General features: G+C 57.6%; 20 protein-coding genes. 13 read left to right on the top strand and 7 right to left on the bottom strand.

Going from position 1 to position 18997, the window contains the following annotated elements; genetic code table 11:
- Window positions 1-73 precede the first annotated feature (73 nt).
- Both ACO6TI_RS31160 and ACO6TI_RS31155 read left to right on the top strand, forming a co-directional pair.
- Window positions 74-538 (top strand): Lrp/AsnC family transcriptional regulator, encoded by a 465-nt coding sequence (locus ACO6TI_RS31160; protein ID WP_196879538.1) that lies wholly within the window; start codon window positions 74-76, stop codon window positions 536-538.
- A gap of 118 nt (window positions 539-656) precedes the next feature.
- Window positions 657-1028 (top strand): hypothetical protein, encoded by a 372-nt coding sequence (locus ACO6TI_RS31155; protein WP_422384047.1) that lies wholly within the window; start codon window positions 657-659, stop codon window positions 1026-1028.
- 204 nt (window positions 1029-1232) lie between these two features.
- On the opposite strand, the gene ACO6TI_RS31150 is transcribed toward ACO6TI_RS31155, so the two are convergent.
- On the bottom strand, window positions 1233-1712 hold the full coding sequence (locus ACO6TI_RS31150; RefSeq protein ID WP_196879540.1) for a hypothetical protein: 480 nt from the start codon (window positions 1710-1712) through the stop codon (window positions 1233-1235).
- A gap of 841 nt (window positions 1713-2553) precedes the next feature.
- The gene (locus tag ACO6TI_RS31145) at window positions 2554-2841 is read right to left on the bottom strand and encodes a hypothetical protein (RefSeq protein WP_158705270.1); all 288 of its coding nucleotides are present in this window, start codon (window positions 2839-2841) and stop codon (window positions 2554-2556) included.
- Window positions 2842-3243: 402 nt separating this feature from the next.
- Between ACO6TI_RS31145 and ACO6TI_RS31140 the strand changes: the two genes are divergently transcribed.
- From ACO6TI_RS31140 to ACO6TI_RS31095, 10 genes are all read left to right on the top strand, one after another.
- Window positions 3244-4122 (top strand): PaaX family transcriptional regulator C-terminal domain-containing protein, encoded by an 879-nt coding sequence (locus tag ACO6TI_RS31140; protein ID WP_422384046.1) that lies wholly within the window; start codon window positions 3244-3246, stop codon window positions 4120-4122.
- Between the two features lie 145 nt (window positions 4123-4267).
- The gene (gene pcaF / locus ACO6TI_RS31135) at window positions 4268-5473 is read left to right on the top strand and encodes a 3-oxoadipyl-CoA thiolase (RefSeq protein WP_422384045.1); all 1206 of its coding nucleotides are present in this window, start codon (window positions 4268-4270) and stop codon (window positions 5471-5473) included.
- A gap of 47 nt (window positions 5474-5520) precedes the next feature.
- Entirely contained in the window at window positions 5521-6519 is a 999-nt protein-coding gene (paaA, locus tag ACO6TI_RS31130; protein ID WP_197000397.1) for a 1,2-phenylacetyl-CoA epoxidase subunit PaaA, read from the top strand.
- 33 nt (window positions 6520-6552) lie between these two features.
- Window positions 6553-6840 (top strand): 1,2-phenylacetyl-CoA epoxidase subunit PaaB, encoded by a 288-nt coding sequence (paaB, locus tag ACO6TI_RS31125; RefSeq protein ID WP_055113233.1) that lies wholly within the window; start codon window positions 6553-6555, stop codon window positions 6838-6840.
- Window positions 6840-7661, top strand: a complete 822-nt coding sequence (paaC, locus tag ACO6TI_RS31120; protein WP_055113231.1) for a 1,2-phenylacetyl-CoA epoxidase subunit PaaC — start codon at window positions 6840-6842, stop codon at window positions 7659-7661. The genes paaB and paaC overlap by 1 nt, the downstream gene beginning before the upstream one ends.
- Before the next feature lie 9 nt (window positions 7662-7670).
- Window positions 7671-8192 carry a 1,2-phenylacetyl-CoA epoxidase subunit PaaD gene (gene paaD / locus ACO6TI_RS31115; RefSeq protein ID WP_055113229.1) on the top strand — a complete coding sequence of 174 codons (522 nt, stop codon included), beginning with the start codon at window positions 7671-7673 and terminating at the stop codon, window positions 8190-8192.
- A 22-nt stretch (window positions 8193-8214) separates the two neighbouring features.
- Window positions 8215-9291, top strand: a complete 1077-nt coding sequence (gene paaE, locus ACO6TI_RS31110; RefSeq protein WP_422384044.1) for a 1,2-phenylacetyl-CoA epoxidase subunit PaaE — start codon at window positions 8215-8217, stop codon at window positions 9289-9291.
- Window positions 9281-10060 (top strand): Phenylacetic acid catabolic protein, encoded by a 780-nt coding sequence (locus ACO6TI_RS31105; RefSeq protein ID WP_409859012.1) that lies wholly within the window; start codon window positions 9281-9283, stop codon window positions 10058-10060. Before paaE ends, ACO6TI_RS31105 begins: the two co-directional genes overlap by 11 nt.
- A gap of 20 nt (window positions 10061-10080) precedes the next feature.
- Complete coding sequence (paaZ, locus tag ACO6TI_RS31100) at window positions 10081-12147, top strand: phenylacetic acid degradation bifunctional protein PaaZ (RefSeq protein ID WP_422384043.1); 2067 nt, start codon at window positions 10081-10083, stop codon at window positions 12145-12147.
- Between the two features lie 135 nt (window positions 12148-12282).
- Window positions 12283-12651: a VOC family protein gene (locus tag ACO6TI_RS31095; protein ID WP_422384042.1), complete on the top strand. Its 369-nt coding sequence runs from the start codon at window positions 12283-12285 to the stop codon at window positions 12649-12651.
- On the opposite strand, the gene ACO6TI_RS31090 is transcribed toward ACO6TI_RS31095, so the two are convergent.
- Window positions 12652-12849 (bottom strand): hypothetical protein, encoded by a 198-nt coding sequence (locus tag ACO6TI_RS31090; RefSeq protein ID WP_422384041.1) that lies wholly within the window; start codon window positions 12847-12849, stop codon window positions 12652-12654.
- A gap of 185 nt (window positions 12850-13034) precedes the next feature.
- Window positions 13035-14936: a PhoX family protein gene (locus ACO6TI_RS31085; RefSeq protein ID WP_055113220.1), complete on the bottom strand. Its 1902-nt coding sequence runs from the start codon at window positions 14934-14936 to the stop codon at window positions 13035-13037.
- Window positions 14937-15374: 438 nt separating this feature from the next.
- Between ACO6TI_RS31085 and ACO6TI_RS31080 the strand changes: the two genes are divergently transcribed.
- Window positions 15375-16532, top strand: a complete 1158-nt coding sequence (locus tag ACO6TI_RS31080) for an NADH:flavin oxidoreductase/NADH oxidase (RefSeq protein WP_422384040.1) — start codon at window positions 15375-15377, stop codon at window positions 16530-16532.
- A 21-nt stretch (window positions 16533-16553) separates the two neighbouring features.
- Here ACO6TI_RS31080 and ACO6TI_RS31075 read toward each other — a convergent pair whose 3' ends face one another.
- From ACO6TI_RS31075 to ACO6TI_RS31065, 3 genes are all read right to left on the bottom strand, one after another.
- Complete coding sequence (locus tag ACO6TI_RS31075; protein ID WP_422384039.1) at window positions 16554-17222, bottom strand: DUF3750 domain-containing protein; 669 nt, start codon at window positions 17220-17222, stop codon at window positions 16554-16556.
- 284 nt (window positions 17223-17506) lie between these two features.
- Window positions 17507-18139: an AAA family ATPase gene (locus ACO6TI_RS31070; protein ID WP_055113213.1), complete on the bottom strand. Its 633-nt coding sequence runs from the start codon at window positions 18137-18139 to the stop codon at window positions 17507-17509.
- Entirely contained in the window at window positions 18136-18990 is an 855-nt protein-coding gene (locus ACO6TI_RS31065) for a sugar phosphate isomerase/epimerase family protein (RefSeq protein ID WP_055113211.1), read from the bottom strand. Before ACO6TI_RS31065 ends, ACO6TI_RS31070 begins: the two co-directional genes overlap by 4 nt.
- Window positions 18991-18997: the final 7 nt, after the last annotated feature.

Raw genomic sequence — 18997 nt, 5'->3', positions numbered from 1 at the left:
ATTGAGCAACTTGCCTGTTTTTTCGTTCCTGATAGAGTAAATTGTTGCAAAATTTGGTACGAGAGCAAGCAAAATGCCCAATGTCCTGGATGATGCTGACAAGCGGCTTCTTGAGATTCTTCAGCGAGACAATCGCCTGACGGCTGACGAACTGGGCGAACAGACCCGATTGTCGCGGTCATCCGTTCAACGTCGTCTGAAGCGGTTTCGGGACGAGGGGATTATCGAGGCGGATATTTCAGTTCTGTCGGCCAAGGCGGTCGGGCGTCCCATGACCTTCATCGTCGAAGTGGAACTGGAGCGGGAGCGCACAGATCTTTTGGATGAATTTCGGCGCTCAATGATGGAGTTGAAGGATGTTCAGCAGTGCTACTACGTCACGGGACATACCGACTTCATCCTGGTCGTGACTTCAACGGATATGGCGGCGTATGAAGACTTCAGCCGCCAGGTGTTCACGGACAATCCCAACATCCGCCGGTTTCATTCCAACGTCGTGGTGAACCGTGTGAAAGTCGGACTGCAGGTTCCAGTTTAGCGTTAGACCCTGTCGTGAGACCGAAGTGCCCGATCGTCAGACAGTTCCGTGCGTGCCAGGTCCGACGCTCAAGACGAATTGATTAAGCGGCCCGGAGAGCCACTGGTAACTCTTTCTCATGCGCTACCTTATTCTGATGTTCGCGGTTCTTGTCACCCCTGCCAACGCGAGTGAACACGTCGCCTTTCTTGGAACCTGGGGTACGAAGGCGCAGTGCGCGAGGGCGCCGGTCCAGCCCGGCGGGACGGTGCTGTCGGAACCGTTCGAGATCTCGCGGAACTGGCTCAGACAAGGGCAGCTCTGGTGCGCTCTCAGGTGGGGGCCGGTCGAGGCGAGAAAGAACGGTGCATTCACTGCAGCTAATGCGCAATGCGGTGAAGATTCCGTGCGCAGCTATCTCATCGGAATGCAGCTCACCGGCGATGAGTTGATCCTGCGCTGGAATTTCCCGCACAAAAGCGGGCCGTTGAAACGCTGCCCTGGTTCGTGAGTCTCAGGGCAGCATCTTTGTGAAACCGATGCTCACGACATTTGCCGAAAGGCAAGTGCTCAACCGGGGTCGCACGCCAAGAGCCTGCCAGTGGCCTGTGACCACCGGCACTATTTTTCATGCGGTTGATGTCCACAAGCCGAGCCGCCTGTCGCACCCGGTCTGCACGAGTTTATCCTGACGGTCCTTGCATAACCGGCTGGGTCAGTTGACGCCGATGCGCATGCCATCGAACCGGTTGCCGAATTTGCGGGCCGGCTGGACATCTTCGGCGAGGGGGTTCTTACCCTTGGCAAATGCCTGGCCTGAAAACTGTCCAGTAACACTCTGGAACTGGCCATCGGTTTCGCCGGAGAAGGTCAGGTCATAGACAATTTGCGACGCACCATTGCCATCGGCTGTTGTTTCCGGGTCGTTGAAGTCGATGATGGCAGCGCGTGCCGTGTCCGGTCCTGTCATTTTCCAGCTTCCAAGTCCGGATGTGTAACCGCGAACCTGTTGTCCCTGGCTGACAAGATTGACCGAACCGCCGGGGTTGAGGGCGAGGACCCGCTGGCTTTCGTTGGGCTGCACCAGCAGATAGGTGCCTTCGATCGCCGTGCTGTCGTTGCTCGCGGCCAGAGCGACCGGCGCGGCGGCCAACGTGGTTGCCAAAACGGCGGCAGGAAGCAGGGTTTTCATCATGTTCAATTCTCCTCACAAGTTGTATCTGCCCCATGCCGGGGCGGCTGATCAGCAACTGGGGACGAAATGTGGCAGAGACCAGCCAACGGGATCCCGGGCGTCGAGATGCATGTGTTTTTTTCGAACGATCAACACCCTGCTGCCGACCATCGAAATCACGGTGTCGCCTGACACGTGATGTGGCATTCGGATCGATCTCTTCCTGTTCATCAGGTGAAAGGACCGGGCAATCCGGGTGGCCTCGGCGAGGCGGTCATGTTTGAACCGATATGCTTGACGTTTTTCAGAAATATTAATTTTTACAATAACTTGAATGGTTCTGGCAATTGCCTTGCCGACGTCTCTCATGTCGTAACAAAGATGTTTCAATGACTGCAAGGCGTGGTATCTGGCAAAGCGCCGTGTTGCGGCAAGTCACACGACATCGAGGAGGCGAAACCTTCGAAATTCGGCGAGATCTTTCCGGCTGTTTTGGAAGGTTTGGTCCTTACAATTAAATCTTTGTAAGATGGCGCAATGGATCAGACTTGGCGGAATTATTAGAAAAGAAGTTCACATTTCTATATCGGAATTTGTCGCCGAAATGTTGTACCTGCCCATTGTTCAGGCTTCGCGCAAGGGATGCCCAGGGACAAAATTGTTCTCCCGCAAACGGCCAACAGCCATTTCGGTTTCAGGCCCTGAATTGCCATGGGATTTCCTGAACCTTTCAGTTTCGGAAACTCTTGAGTAGATGATGTACCGACTGGATGTCCGGCCGGTGACGCTTCGCATCTGCGGCGAAACGGATTGATGTCATGGCCAACAATCCGGTTCGCGAGGTTCGATTGGACCGGCGATCCTACACGTATGAAATAGCGACGGCACCGGTTTTCGGCTTGATGGACGCTGGGTCGATGACGCCCGCCTGAACCATCTTGCCAAAAGCTGCCTGTGCAATCGCCCCCGCTGCTTCCATCGCGGCTTCATTGGGATACTTTGCCACGACAAGTCCGGCTCCATCGCCGAAATCGATGATATCTATGAAGACTGCACCAGCATCTGCGAGATCGCCACGCAAACCTTCGGCGGCCACCATTGCCGCTCCCATATCCGGTGAAGAAAATTCAGTAAATCGATATACAGTCATCTCGTTTTTCCCCCTCGTTTTTCTATATTCCGAGATTAAGTCATATTTTTCAAGTATTGCAAGAGATTAAGATGAAATACTCCGCAGGGGAAGGTGAACTTTTATTCCTGTATATTTCGAATTCGATGCCTTCCCATTTGAATTGTCCCTGAGCGGCAACAGAAACCAACGCGGCCATCAGGTTGCCCAAATCGCAACGCTCCGGGAATGGGGGCCGGCAGAACATTTTCAGCGGAATGGTTGTTGTTTGGAGTGCTTATTCAATACCGGTTCGTTCAACGCCTTTCGTGGTGATCAAGGTATTGAAGGTCTAGTTCACACCAGGGTTGAAATTCACTACAGAAACTGTCTGAAAAATGATTTTGTGTGATATAATTTATTGATCTGAAAACTGGAAGCCGCATGTCGACCGCCGAAGTAAACACCAAATTCCAAATGTTGCCGGGTGCGGATGTTCCACGTGCGCCTGTCTTTATCGTCACGCTTTACGGGGACGCGATCGAGCCGCGTGGCGGCACGCTCTGGATGGGGGATCTTGTCACTTGCTGCGCCCGTCAGGGTATCAGCGAAAGTCTCGTCAGAACCGCGGTTTCCCGGCTGGTGACCGCCGGCAAACTTTTCGGTGAACGCATCGGACGCAAGAGCTTCTACCGGTTGACCGGGCAGGCGCGGGCGGAGTTCAGGCAGGCTGCCCGGGTTCTTTATGCGCCGCCGCCTCCCGCCCGTGGCTGGCTGGTTGCTGCCAAGGCTGCCGAGGCCCTTCCGGAAGGCTGGGTATCCCTGGGGCAGGGGGCCGCGATCGCCCCCAATCGTGAAGACATTGCTTTTCCTGCCGGCCCGTTGCTTTCCGCAGAAACCGTTGGGGATCCGGCAGGTTGGCCTGCTCTGGCGGCGGACTACTGGGATCTTCAGGGCGTTGCCGACCGGTACAAGCGTTTCCTGTTGCGCTTCGAAGCTCTCGGCGCGCTCTTGAAATCTGGCAATGGCACCGTTGACCTTGAAGGCGAGGAGGCCCTGGCCCTGCGGCTGCAACTTGTCCATCACTACCGGTTGGCAGCGCTCAAGGATCCTCGCCTGCCGCGTGACGCTTGGCCTTCCGACTGGCCCGCAGAAGAGGCGAGACAGTTGTTCGTCCGGGCCTATCTGTCGCTCACTGCCGAGGCGGACGCCTTTATCGGCCTGACATTTCGTGATGCCATCGGCCTGCTGCCATCGGCCACCGAAGAGACCTGCCTCCGCCTCGATCGACTTGAGCGAGAGATGGCAATGCTAACGTGCTGATGCAAAAAGACAATTTGTTCCGTGATTGAAAAGCATCACGTATATATCTAAAAAAGAGTTTGAGGTGTGATGTTTTAATGCTACAACACTGACCGATCGGTCGGTGAATTTTGCGTCGACCAAGAGGCTGCGTTGGGAGAGAAGAATGTCGGAAGCCTTTGTCTGCGATGCAGTGCGCACGCCTATCGGACGCTACGCAGGCGCCCTTGCATCCGTGCGAGCAGATGATCTGGCAGCCATACCCCTTGCAGCGTTGAAAGAGCGCAATCCGGACGTGGACTGGGACGCGGTCGACGATGTCATTTTGGGTTGTGCCAACCAGGCAGGTGAAGACAACCGCAACGTCGCACGCATGGCGGTGCTTCTTTCCGGCCTACCGGTCTGCGTCCCCGGGACGACGGTCAACCGGCTGTGCGGTTCGGGGATGGATGCCATCGGACTTGCGGCCCGCACCATCCGGGCTGGAGATGCCGATTTCATGATCGCGGGTGGCGTGGAAAGCATGAGCCGCGCTCCGTTCGTTGTCGCAAAGGCGGGGACAGCGTATTCGCGAAATGCGGAAATGTATGACACGACCATCGGCTGGCGCTTCAAGAACTCGGAAATGGACCGCGCGTTCGGAACGCATTCCATGCCGGAAACGGCGGACAACGTTGCCGAAGACTACAACATCTCCCGGGAAGACCAGGACCGGTTTGCCGCGCAAAGCCAGCGCCGGTGGGAGGTGGCACAGAACGCGGGTGTCTTCGCTCAAGAGATTGTTCCGGTAACGATCCCCCGGCGCAAAGGGGACCCCGTCGTCGTCGACAAGGATGAGCACCCGCGTCCGGGAACGGGCCTTGAAGCGCTTGCGAAGCTGCGCGGTGTCAATGGCCCCGGTCTGACGGTAACTGCAGGCAATGCCTCCGGCGTCAATGACGGTGCCGCCGGCGTGATCGTTGCCTCGGCCGCGGCGGCGGCCGGAAACGGTCTTGTGCCGAAGGCACGTGTCGTTGCCATGGCTGCAGCCGGTGTGCCTCCCAGGATCATGGGCATGGGGCCCGGGCCCGCTTCAAAAAAGGTTCTGAAGATCGCGGGACTGCGCCTCGACCAGATGGATGTGATCGAACTCAACGAAGCCTTTGCCTCCCAGTCGCTGGCGGTTCTGCGGGAACTCGGGCTGCCGGACGATGCGGCGCATGTGAATGCCAATGGCGGTGCTATTGCCATGGGCCACCCACTTGGCATGTCGGGCGCGCGGCTTGTGCTGCATGCCGCCTATCAGCTTCAGCGAACAGGCGGTCGCTATGCGCTCTGCACCATGTGTGTCGGTGTAGGGCAGGGCATCGCACTTGTGCTGGAGCGGGTGTAGGTTTGAAAGAGATCAGGGCCTGAACAGGCACTATTGGAGGAAATGCCATGTATGCGCAGCTCGTGAAATCTGAAGGTCTCAAATCACGTGAGGAAATGTCGCCGCAAGAGCAGGCTTTTCAGGATCGCGTCGACAACGGTGAGAAGATCGAGCCGAAAGACTGGATGCCGGAGGGATACCGCAAGACGCTTGTGCGCCAGATCGGCCAGCATGCACATTCGGAGATCGTCGGTCAGCTGCCCGAGGGAAACTGGATCACACGGGCGCCGACACTGGAGCGCAAGGCGATCCTGCTGGCGAAGGTCCAGGATGAAGCAGGCCACGGCCTTTATCTCTATTCGGCTGCGGAAACTCTCGGTGTTTCCCGTGACGAACTGCTGGACAAACTCCATTCCGGCAAAATGAAATACAGCTCCATCTTCAATTACCCGACGCTGAACTGGGCGGATATCGGGGCTGTTGGCTGGCTCGTTGACGGGGCAGCGATCATGAACCAGGTACCGCTGCAGCGCACTTCCTACGGGCCATACAGCCGCGCCATGATCCGGATCTGCAAGGAAGAAAGCTTCCACCAGCGCCAGGGTTACGCGATCATGATGAAGATGGCCCAGGGCACGCCGGATCAGAAAGACATGGCGCAGGACGCGCTGAACCGGTTCTGGTTTCCGTCGCTGATGATGTTTGGCCCGTCCGACAAGGACTCGGTCCATTCGGCCCAGTCCATGGCATGGAAGATCAAGATCAACACCAATGACGAGTTGCGCCAGAAATTCGTCAACGAGACCGTGCCGCAGGCGAAATATCTCGGCCTGACCGTGCCGGACGAAAAGCTGGAATGGAACGAGGAGAAGCAGGGCTATGACTTCTCAGAACCGGACTGGTCGGAGTTCTTCGAGGTGATCAAGGGCAACGGGCCCTGCAATCGGGAACGGATGGATGCCCGGGTCAAGGCCTGGGAGGACGGTGAATGGTTCCGCGACGGCCTCAACGCCTATGCCGACAAAGCCGCCGACCGCCGCAAGGCTGCGTCTGTCGCCGCCGAATAATCGAGACAATGGGCTATTGAGGGAGAACCAGCCATGTCCAAGAAAGAATGGCCGCTCTGGGAAGTCTTCATCCGGGGTCAGCATGGGTTGAACCACCGTCACGTTGGCAGCCTGCATGCACCCGACGCGGAAATGGCGATCAATCATGCGCGCGACGTCTACACCCGCCGTCGTGAAGGCGTCTCGATCTGGGTAGTGCCTTCAAGGGAAATTACCGCGTCAAGCCCGTCCGAGAAAGGCCCGCTGTTCGATCCGGCCGAGAGCAAGACCTACCGTCATCCGACATTTTTCGACATTCCCGATGAAGTTGGAAAAATGTGATGCCGGATGTTGAAACAACAGTGGACGTCGCAGCGAACGATCCGATCATGACTGACGCTGCCCTGCGGCCCGCATTTTTTGAATGGCTGTGCAGGTTGGGAGACAATGCGCTGATTCTCGGCCACCGCACGTCCGAATGGTGTGGTCACGGCCCGGTTCTGGAAGAGGATATCGCGCTTGCAAATACGGCACTGGACCTGATCGGACATACCCAGATGTGGCTGGGTCTTGCCGGCGAACTGGAAGGGGAAGGCCGCGACGCCGACACTCTCGCCTATCTTCGGGACGCGATGAAATTCCGCAATATCCTGCTGGTCGAACTGCCCAAGGGCGACATGGCGGTGACGATGATGCGGGAATTCCTTTTCGACGCCTATCATCATCTGCTGTTGACCTGGTTGTCGAGCAATTCCAGCAGCCCGCGCGTTGCTGAAATCGCCGCGAAGGCGGTCAAGGAAGTCAGTTATCATCTTGACCGGGCTTCCGATATCGTCGTCCGTCTTGGCGACGGTACTGCAGAAAGCCATCGCCGGATGCAGGACGCGCTCGAACTGCTTTGGCCTTACACCGGAGAGATGTTCAAGGCAGATGAAGTCGACGAGCGGCTTTCCGATGCTGGAGTTGCTCCCGATCTTGCGCAATTGCGCGGCGCCTGGGAAACAAAAGTGCGGGACATTCTGGAAGAAGCCACTCTGACCATGCCGGATCCGGCAGGTTACGCCCATCTGGGCGGAAAGCAGGGGCGGCACACCGAGCATCTCGGTTTCATTCTAGCCGAAATGCAGTTTCTGCAACGTGCCTATCCCGGCGCGAGCTGGTAGGAGCGGGCGATGTCCACCACGCTTCTGCCAACGATCGACGAGGTCTGGAGCTGGCTTGCAGAGGTTCCCGATCCTGAAATTCCCGTTGTCTCGGTGACGGAACTCGGGATCGTGAGAGACGTTCGCTACGAACATGAGACGCTGGTTGTGGCCGTCACACCGACTTATTCGGGATGCCCGGCAACGGCAGTGATCGATCTGATGATCGAGGACAAGCTTCGTGAAAAGGGTGTGGCGGACATGCGACTGGAGCGTCGGTTGTCACCCCCCTGGACAACGGACTGGGTGACAAAGGCCGCGCGGGAAAAACTGAAGGCCTTCGGCATCGCACCGCCGATCGACGGAACGGCATCGGATGGCATGAGCGCCAAGGCCGCGCGGCTTTCCGGCCAAAACAGTCTCAGTGTTGCGTGTCCGCGCTGCGGTTCGGTCCAGACCGAGAGGATCAGCCAATTCGGATCTACACCCTGCAAGGCTGCATGGCGCTGCAAGGACTGTCTCGAACCGTTCGACTATTTCAAGTGTATCTGAAACCCGAAGGAGGGTATCGCCCATGGCTCGTTTCCATTCGCTCGAAGTGACCGACATCCGCCGCGATACGCGCGACGCGGTCGTGGTAACGCTCAAGCCCGAGGAAACGGAGGCCGACGCATTCGGTTTCGTGCAGGGCCAGTATCTGACATTCCGCCGGAATTTTGACGGCGAGGAACTGCGCCGGTCCTATTCGATCTGCACGGGTCTCGACGAGGGTTGTCTGAAGGTTGGCATCAAGCGGGTCGATGGCGGTGCCTTTTCAACATGGGCAAACGAGGAGTTGAAGGTCGGCGACCGGTTGGAGGCCATGACGCCGATGGGCCGATTTTTTACCGAGCTGGAGCCAGGGGCTGCGAAGAGCTATCTCGGTTTTGCCGGTGGTTCGGGCATTACCCCGGTTCTGTCCATCATCAAGACTGTGCTGGCGCGGGAGCCGCATAGCAATTTCACACTTATCTATGCCAATCGTCAAACCAGTTCGATCATGTTCCGAGAGGAGCTGGAAGACCTGAAGAACAGGTATCTCGGCCGCTTCTCGCTGATCCATATTCTGGAAACGGAGTCCCAGGAAATCGATCTGTTCACCGGCCGGATCGACGCTGAGAAGATGGAGATGCTGTTTCGTCTCTGGATCGATGCGGAAGAGGTCGATGCGGCATTCATTTGCGGACCTGAACCGATGATGCTGACGATCGCCGACAGCCTGCGCAGTCACGGGCTTGGCGATGACCAGATCCGTTTTGAACTTTTCGCGTCTACCCAACCCGGGCGCACCAAGAGCCCGGTTGCCTCCAAGGCGGTCGCTGCCGGATCGGGCACCTGCGAGGTGTCGGTTACGCTCGACGGTACGACGCGCAACTTCCAGATGGACAAGAGTGGGACATCCGTGCTCGAAGCTGCGGTCGCGAATGCCATGGACGCTCCATTTGCATGCAAGGCGGGGGTCTGTTCCACCTGTCGCGCCAGGGTGATCGAGGGTGAGGTGGAGATGGAAGTGAACCATGCGCTGGAGGACTACGAGGTCCGTGCCGGTTACGTCCTTTCCTGCCAGTGCATCCCCGTTTCCGACAAGGTGGTGATCAGCTATGACGAGTGAAGCAATCCTTCCGCAGGACGACGCCATGTCCCTTTCCGACTATCTTGAAAGGGGCGGCAAGCTGACATCGCCGGAAAACGTTTCGCCGCGCTACCGTGGTGAGCTTCTGCGCCTGATGTCTTCCTTCGTGGACAGCGAACTCGCCGGTTCTGCGGGTTTTGCAGATGCCATCAACTGGGCGCCGGGCCTGAAGGAGAGGATCGCAGCCAGCCGGATCACCCTGGAGAAGGTGGATCACGCGGAACGTGTTCTCGATCTGATGAGCGAATTCGGCACGGACAAGGCGCTCTACAACAAGACGCACGCCTGGTCGGCGCGGCAACCGCGCGATGCCCGGATTGACCCGAAACGGCAGGGGGGCGACATGCGCCTGTCTGTCTTTCACTATCCCCTTGAAAGCTGGACCGATGCTGTTGTCATGAACACGCTGATGGGAATGGCGACCGTCTATCAGCTTGAGGAACAGGCCCTGACTTCCTACCAGCCGCTCGGCGAGGTCTTTCGGGAGATCCTGCCGAGGGAAAAGCGCCATATGGAACTTGGGCTGGAGGGCCTTCAGCATCTGGCGGAGGACGATACAACCCGTGCCGAGGTTCTGGCTTCGGTGAATTACTGGCTGCCCCGCGTGGCGGAAACTTTCGGCCCGGCTCAGTCAGACCGTTTCGAGCGGATGAAGAAATTGGGCCTGCGTCACACTGACAACGAGACGCTGCGTGCCGCGTGGAAAGCCGACGCCGAGGCAAGGCTGGCCGAGCTGAAACTCGGCTGAACATTCAGAAAGGACGATCCATGGACGGGACGGGAACGGTTCAGCGCCGGCTGGAAAGCTATGTCGGGGGCACATGGCGGCGGGGTGACGGCGATGGCAGGCCGGTGCTGAATGCGGCAACCGGTGAGGTGCACGCCCTGATCGGCACGGAAGGCCTTGATTTCAAGGGTGCGCTTGAATGGGGACGCGAGGTCGGCGGCCCGGCTCTGCGCGCCATGACGATCCATGAACGCGCGTTGATGCTCAAGGCAGTCGGCCTGAAACTCATGGAACTTAAGGAAGAGTTCTATCTGGAGAACTTTGCCACCGGTGCGACGCGCAAGGACGGCTGGATCGATATCGACGGGGGCATTGGAACGCTTCTGACCTTCGCGTCCAAGGCGCGGCGTGAACTGCCGAACACGAAGGTCTTGAGTGAAGGTCCCGTCGAGTTGCTTTCCCGCGACAACTCTTTTGCCGCACAACACATCCTGATGCCGCTGCAGGGTGTTGCCGTCCATATCAACGCCTTCAACTTTCCCGTCTGGGGAATGCTGGAAAAGATCGCTCCGACCCTGATTGCAGGCATGCCCTGTCTGGTCAAACCTGCCTCGCAGACCGCCTATCTGACCGAAATGGTGGTGCGCAGGATCCTCGAAACCGGCATTCTACCCGCAGGAGCACTGCAGATCGTCACCGGATCAGCCGGTGATCTTCTGGAACATGTCATTGAACAGGACGTCGTCACTTTTACCGGCTCGGCTTCAACAGGACAGAAACTGAAATCCGGCCCGGCGATCCTGAAGAACTCCGTCCGTTTCACCATGGAAGCCGATAGTCTCAATGCCTCAATCCTGGGAATTGATGCGGCGCCCGGAACGGAGGAATTCGATCTCTTCGTCAAGGAAGTCAGTCGCGAGATGACGGTCAAGGCAGGGCAGAAATGCACCGCCATTCGCAGGATCATCGTGCCGAGGGAACATGAGTCAGCGGTCGTCGAAGCGCTCTCCGCCCGACTGACATCCACGCCGATCGGTCTGCCGGACAATGAAAACACCCGTATGGGTGCGCTGGTTTCCCTGAAGGACCGAGATGACGTCAAGTCGAAAGTGAGTGTCCTGGCAGAGGAAGCGGAAATCGTCTCCGGTTCGATAGATGCCGTTGATCTTGTCTCGGGAGATGCCGACAGGGGCGCCTTCATGTCGCCAGTGCTCCTGCGCTGCGCCAATCCGGCCTCTGCGGAGGCCGTGCATTCCGTTGAAGCCTTCGGACCGGTCGCAACCGTCATGGCCTATGATGGAAATGACGAAGCGGTTTTTCTCGCACAAAAGGGGCGCGGATCACTGGTTTCCTCACTCTTTACCAATGACGGAAACGTGGCCCGGGACATCGTTACGGGTCTCGCGCCATTCCACGGGCGCGTCCTTGTCGGTAACCACCGTTCGGCGAAGAGTTCGACTGGTCACGGCTCACCGCTGGCGCCGCTCGTTCACGGCGGTCCCGGCCGGGCCGGGGGCGGCGAGGAAATGGGTGGCATGCGCGGCGTGAAGCATTTCATGCAGCGTTCGGCGGTTCAGGCGACCCCGGAGCTGCTTTCTGCGATCACCGGTCAATGGATGGACGGCGCCGGTGTCCGTACCGATGTCCATCCTTTCCGCAAGTCGCTGGCGGAGTTGAAAATCGGCGATCAGATCGTCACCAGGGCGCGAAAAGTCACGCAAGAGGACGTCGAGCATTTCGCCGAGTTCACCGGCGATACGTTCTATGCCCATATGGACACCGAGGCGGCCAGGGCCAATCCGTTCTTCGAAGATCGGGTCGCCCACGGATATCTGATCGCTTCCTTTGCCGCCGGTCTCTTCGTCGATCCGGATCCGGGACCGGTTCTTGCAAATTACGGGGTCGACAATCTGAGATTTCTCACGCCGGTCTATTTCGGTGACGCATTGAAGGTGCGTCTGACCTGCAAGGAAATCAATCCGCGCGAAAACGCCGAACATGGTGAAGTACGCTGGGACTGCCAGGTGACCAATCAGAGCGATGAAGTCGTCGCCCAATATGATGTCCTGACCATGGTGGCAAAGGAGTGGCCGGTTGTAGCCAGTTGACGAGGTTGCCGGGGCAGCGGAAATTCGGGTTACATTCGAAGAAATTGCCGGTACGTTTCGATGTATCTTGTTCAGATCGAATGTCGTCGGGTGGTGCATCTGCTGCCGGCAGGTACTTGGAGTGGAGTTTCAGAGGTGATCGCCCATACCCATCTGCATGTCAGCGACTACGCGCGATCAAAAGCGTTTTATGAAACCGTGCTGGCGACCCTCGGCTATACGGTCAGCATGGAGGTCGGAGAGGCGGCAGGTTTCTTTGACGGCAGGCACACTGACCTCTGGGTGGTAAAAGACCCGGTCGTTCCAACGCATATTGCTTTTGAGGCAGCCAGCCGTGAGGCGGTCGAGGCTTTCTACTCTACAGCCCTGAACGCGGGCGCGGCAGACAATGGCCAGCCTGGATACCGACCGGAATACTGGCCCGGATACTACGCGGCCTTCGTCCTGGATTTCGACGGTCATAATATTGAAGCGGTCTGGTATGACCACGGCAAGGAAGGTTGATCACTCAATGCAGCAGTGCGGATCGTTGAAACCGCCAACAGGCTGATACATTCTGAGCCGATTGCGTTTGATGTCCAGAATATCGGTTTTGTCCGCCGTCTCACTTGAAGATGTCGCTGTTGGAGGGAGAGCCGGTGCGTCGATCTGGTTCAACGGTATGACCAGCTTGAACTCTGCGAGATCACGATCACTCCACATTTGAAACTGGTCCTGTATACGCAGATCGTTGAATATCGTGTTTGACCGGTCACTTGAGCAATCCCCGGAAACTGTCAGGGATGTCTCCTGGTCGTAACACCGGCTTGCCGCATTTTTATGCTGACAAACCCACAAAAAACGGCCGGTGAAGAACCGGCCGAATCTGTTTGTTTAGCCGGCTATTGTCAGCCGAGCAGGCCACCATCGTCACGGGTTACCGTGATGATTGCCGAACGTGGCACAGCGTCGCCGCCCTCCGGCCAGTGGCTGTCACCGCGTTCACCCGGATGTTGAATGCCGACGAACATGGTGCGGCGGTCCGGCGACCAACAAAGACCGGTGACTTCACATTCTTTCGGCCCGACGAGGAAGCGACGGATTTCACCGGTGACAGGGTCGCCTGCAAGCATCTGGTTGTTACCCTGACCGGCAAAGTCGCCTTCGTTCTTGTAGCTGCCGTCGGTCTGGATCCAGAGCAGGCCGTTGGCATCGAATGCGAGGCCGTCAGGCGAGTTGAACATGTTGTCGGCATTGACGTTTGAAGACCCTGCATAGGCATCGGAATGCACGGTCGGATTTCCGGCCAACACATAAAGGTCCCAGGTGAAGCCCGGCGTGGTGTGATCGCCTGCATCCGGACGCCAGCGGACGATCTGACCGTAGTTGTTCTTTTCGCGCGGATTCGGACCCATGGCCGGTGTTTCATCACCTCCGGCATTGGTTTTCACGCCGCGGTTCTTGTTGTTGGTCAGGCAGCAATAGATCTCTGCTTCCTTGGGGTTTGCCGCAACCCATTCCGGACGGTCCATTGTAGTCGCGCCAACGGCTGACGCGGCCTGACGGGTGTGGATCTGGATTTCTGCCTGCGACCCCAAGCCAGTGGTTTCCGGGGTTAGCGGGATCCAGGCCCCAGTACCGTTTTCGTTGAACTTGGCGACTGAAAGGGTTCCGTTTTCCATCAGTTCGTCGGTATCGACGCCAGCTGCATAGACCCCGTTCGAAACATATCGGTAGAGGAATTCACCACGTTCGTCGTCGCCCATGTAAATGACGACACGTCCGTCGTTGTTGATGACAGTTTCCGCGTTTTCATGCTTGAATCGGCCGAGGGCTGTGCGTTTCTTGGGGTTTGAATTCGGGTCGCTGGGATCGATTTCCACGACATATCCCGCACGGTTCGGTTCATTGGCGTGCTTGGCAACGTCGAAGCGCTCGTCGATCTTCGCCCAGCCGTAGCCCCAGTCCTTGGTGCTGACACCATAGCGTTTCATTTCAGGAGTAATGGATTTCGGGTTGTCGTCCTGAACGTCTTCGCTGGAGGAGAAATAGCCGTTGAAGTTTTCTTCGCAAGCCAGGTACGTGCCCCACGGGGTTGCACCGTTGCCGCAGTTGTTCCAGGTGCCGAGCGCCTTCTTTCCGGCCGGATCAGCAGCGGTTTTCATCAGGTCATGGCCTGCGGCCGGGCCGGTCAGTTCCATTTCGGTGTTCGGTGTGATGCGACGGTTGTAAGGGCTGTCCTTGACGATATGCCACTTGCCGTCCGTGTTGGCGATTTCGACGACAGAAACGCCGTGCGCCATCATGCCCTTGGCAATGTCGTCGTCCGAAGCCGGTTTGGCATCCGGATTGTTGCCCCACAGGATGTCCCGGTTGGTGTATTCGTTATTCACCACGAGAAGGGTCTTACCGTTGTGGAAGAAGACATCCATTCCGTCGGTATTGTCACCGAACGCACGCTCCTGACTTGCTGCCGTGCCACGGGTGGCATGATCGAATTCCTGCGCGTCTGACCAGAGAGGGTCCCCCCAACGGACCAGAACTTCTGCTTTAAATCCGGGCGGAACAACGACATCGTCTGCCACGGATGTTCCAATTGCCTCGAATGCAAAGCGATTTGAAGCTGCCTCTGCGGGCGAGAACCCGCCACCGACGGCGGCAAAACTGCCGAAAGCAAGAACGCCACCCAGGAAACCACGACGGCTGAGGGCTGCTTCAACAATCCGGTCAAAGTCGCATTCTTCCGGGCGGGGGTTGATCATCTCGTCGTAATCGTCAAACGAGAGCGTGTGGTTCTCGGTGTCTTTCATCGGTTTTCCTAACTCGCTTATCAGATGATTAGCTGGCTACTGAGTTGACGCCGCCGCCCTGTCGGAATTTGCATCCGAAACGGGTACTTTCCTGTCAGGTGGCAAAAAGAGTGTGCCGCAGAGTGCTTCATGTGTACACCCATAAGGTGAGGCCTTCGTCGCGCTGTCACGGTATATCGCGCTCCATTTTGTTTTGATGACAGAACGGAGGATCTTTTGTCTCTCTGCCGCTGTTTTTTTGCCTGTATCCGGGTCTGGATCGGGAAGATGCGAGCGGGCGCAAATTCACATTCCCTCTCTTTCTTCACATTGCGTTGATAGGCCGAATTCCACCGGACAAGATCAATCCCCGGCCCTAATCTGAGGCTTCAGGCTTCAATGCCGGTTATCACGAATGTTGCGTGCCGTTAGAGGCCGCCAGAAAATCGAAGGTTAGAGTTGTCCAGTCTGTTTTCCCCTTTCAAGCTGCGCGGAATCACGTTCAAGAACCGTATTGCCGTCTCCCCGATGAGCCAGTACAGATCCCGTGAGGGATATGCGAATGACTGGCATCTCGTTCATTTGGGTCGCTTTGCCATGGGCGGCGCCGGGCTGGTGTATGCCGAAGCCACTGCGGTGGAAAAGGACGGGCGCAGGACACATGGAGATCTCGGTCTTTGGGACGATGCGCACGTGGACGCCCTCAAACCAGTTGCGGCGTTTATTGACCGCGAAGGTGCGGTTCCAGGCATTCAGATCGGACATGCGGGCCGCAAGGCCTCGGAACGGCGTCCGTGGCATGGCGAAACACCGGTCGATCTCGAAGATGTTTCGGAAAGAAACGAGGCGCCGTGGCAGGCAATTGCGCCTTCCTCGATACCCTATGCTGACGGCTGGCCACTTCCGGTCGAGATGTCCGAGGAGGATATTCAGCGTGTGATCCGGTCCTTCGGGCAGGCCGCCCGCAGAGCAGGAGACGCCGGTTTCAGGATTTTGGAAGTCTATGCCGCCCACGGGTTTCTGGTTCATCAGTTCCTGTCTCCAATCTCGAACCGGCGAGAGGACAGGTGGGGCGGGAGCCCGGAAAACCGCCGCCGGTTCGCAATTGAAGTCGCCCGATCAATCCGCGCAAACTGGCCGGAAGAATTTCCGCTGGCGTTTCGACTTTCAGCAACTGACTGGCTTGACGGAGGAATTGAAGTTGAAGAGACGGTGGAGACGGCGAAGGCGCTGAAATCGCACGGCGTCGACATGATCGACTGTTCGAGCGGAGGCATTGGCGGAAAGGAGAGGCCGCGGCGCATGGTCATCGAAGAAGGTTTCCAGACGCCATTTGCCGAAGAGGTGCGCAAGACGGCAGGTATTGCCACCATGGCAGTCGGTTTCCTGTGGGGTGGCAAAGCGTGTGAGGACATCGTTTCGTGCGGGAAGGCCGACATGATCGCGCTGGCGAGGGAATTGCTCGATGACCCGAACTGGCCGCTTCATGTCGCGGAGGAACTGGGATTGGATGAAGGCCATCAAATGTGGCCAATGGAGTCTGGATGGTGGCTGATGAAACGGGACCGGCTTTTGAAAAAGCTGGGACTTCGCGGGGCTCCGGACAATCGGACGTAGCCGAACATGGGGAGCAGCAATCTAGCTATCCAATTCTGGAAATCTAAGAGCACCAAAAGCAGGAATTGCCACCTCCAGCGCGCCTGGATTAATCCCGGCGACAAGACCCAGAAAGTTGATTTCCAAGCCACGTCCGCCTCCGGCAACGACACCGAAATATCCGCCCAGTGTCGCGAAAAGTGCGCCGTTCTTGCGACGTCCGATCCACCTGCCATCGGCAGGAAAATCCCGACCGATAGCGGTGCTGGGCGTGGCTGCGGCGAGGCCGGGAATTTGCCCCAGCACGCTTGCGACAAACGTGTTGGAGTTTGGGCCGGGCCAAATCGTGTAGTCACCGCGTTTGCGCCAGCGATAGGCAGCAATGGCTTTTTCCACCTGCGGCAACAATAGTTCGGCTTTCTTGCCGGTCAGCCTATAGCTGATCATGGGTTTGTTTGAATACCAATGACCATCCGCATCATAGGCGTTTTTGCGCACCGGATTTCCCCAGCCCACAACATCGTAGCGGTCGTAGGTGCTTGCACCCAACGGCTTCAATACCAGCCAGGAATGCGTTGCAAATGCGCCTTTGATCCCGCCGGTACGGGCGGTCATGACATAAATTGTCGCTTCGTCCGGCGAAGGGGTCAGCGGCAAGATACCGGCACTGGACCAGGTCGCCTGGCGCCATCCGTCAGGCCGGTCCGTCAAGCTCCAGACGCCGAGATGGAGGAGGGCCGGCAATATGAATACGGCCAGTAAAAAAAGCAGCAGCCGGCGAGAGAAGCGAAGAAAGAGCTTTGCGAATGAAATCATGAAATCGATTTGTGGTGCAAAATCATGGAATCATCGTGGCCATGTCCATTCAAATTCAAAAATGCGCATCGTCCTGTCCCGTTTTCATGCGTGCGTGCATCCGGTTCAGGATCCAGGACAGCAAGGTTTGGATGTCTTCGCGCAGCGTCTTTGTCCAATGTGCCTGAGCGCGAAGAAAATCAGGCACGCAGGACAAATTCGGCCGGTCTGCTTTTGGTCGAAACAAGCTCGGCATTCGGCAGGTCATTTTCGGCAAGTTTTTTTCGGCAATCCTCAGGAGAGAGGTCCTGCCAGCGTTCCGACAAGCGTCTTTCAAGCTCATCCAGGGGAACATCAAGAAAAACCGTCGTATCGAACAGCGGTACCAGTTCATGCCAGGGCGACTGATCCAGAAGCAGGTAATTTCCCTCAACGACGAGATGGCGAACGGAGCGGGGAATTATCCGCGCGCTGTTTCGCGCAATCTCGATGCTGCGATCGAAAACCGGAACTGCGATCTCCGCTTCTTCGTTTCGCTTCAGGCGTATCAGCATCTGCGCAAAGCCGGCGACATCGAACGTATGCGGCGCTCCCTTGCGTGCGCGCCAGCCACGAGCATTCAAAATGAGATCGTCGAAATGATAGCCATCCATCGGAAAGACCGCAGCGCTGTCGGTTTCCCGGTCATTCAGGTGCGCGGCGAGCGTGTCGGACAGTGTGGATTTTCCCGCACCCGGGGCTCCGCAGACAGCAGTGATGCTGCGCGCTTTGGAGCCGCGTTCCAGCGCAGTGGCCACAAGTTCCTCAAATGATGTTTCACGCGTATCGTTCATGACAGATCAAGTCCGGCGGCTTGCGCCTGTTCGACAATGAAGGGGAGCCCGATATCGATGACATCTTCCGGCCGATCGGCAACCGGGCGCCACACAGCAAGCCCCGAAGCGATTTCCGGAGCCAGATAAACAAAACTCTCCAGGGTCATTGTGCCCTGATAGCCAATGTCTGCGAGAGCCTTGAACGTTGCTGCCCAGTCGAGCGTTCCCTTTCCCGGGACACCGCGGTTGGATTCTGACAGGTGCACATACCCAAGGTGCTCGCCCGCATCTTCAAATCCGGCTGCCATGCCTGCCTCCTCGATGTTCATGTGATAGGTATCAAGGTGGATAAAGACATTTGCAGCACCGACGCGTTCAATGATCCCTGCAGTCTGTCTCGCTGTGTTGAGCAGATGCGTTTCGTACCGGTTGCAAGGCTCAAGTCCCAGACGCATGTTGAGCGTTCTCGCCTTCTGGGAAACCCGGTCGACAAGACGGCAGATTGCATCGCTTTCGGCTTCGGTGACGGGGCCGCCCGAGGTCTTGCCGATGGTGCCGTAAGTAACACCCGAAAGCGAAGCGGCACCGGCATCCCGTGCGACCTGCAGAGCAAAGCCAAGATAGTCGACGGCATCGCCATGGTTTCGGACGATATCGAATTCCGCTGGAAGTCCGAGCGAGCAGACGATCTCGACACCGTTGCGTTCCGCGGCGCGTCTGGTACCGGTACTGTCGTAGTTTTGAGGATCCAGCAGGGGCGTCTCGATGACCGACACGCCGTGGGCAGTGATCGGTGGCAGCAGGCGATCGGCTTCGCCTGGGTTCCAGAGAGGCGTGAAGGCAAGGCCATGTAGTCCAAGTCGGGGCATACGCTTT

It is taken from the genome of Roseibium album (genome assembly GCF_965233825.1).
Lineage (GTDB): Bacteria > Pseudomonadota > Alphaproteobacteria > Rhizobiales > Stappiaceae > Roseibium > Roseibium album.
Note: the sequence above shows the minus strand (reverse complement) of the source record. Positions and strands in the feature narration are given on the sequence as shown.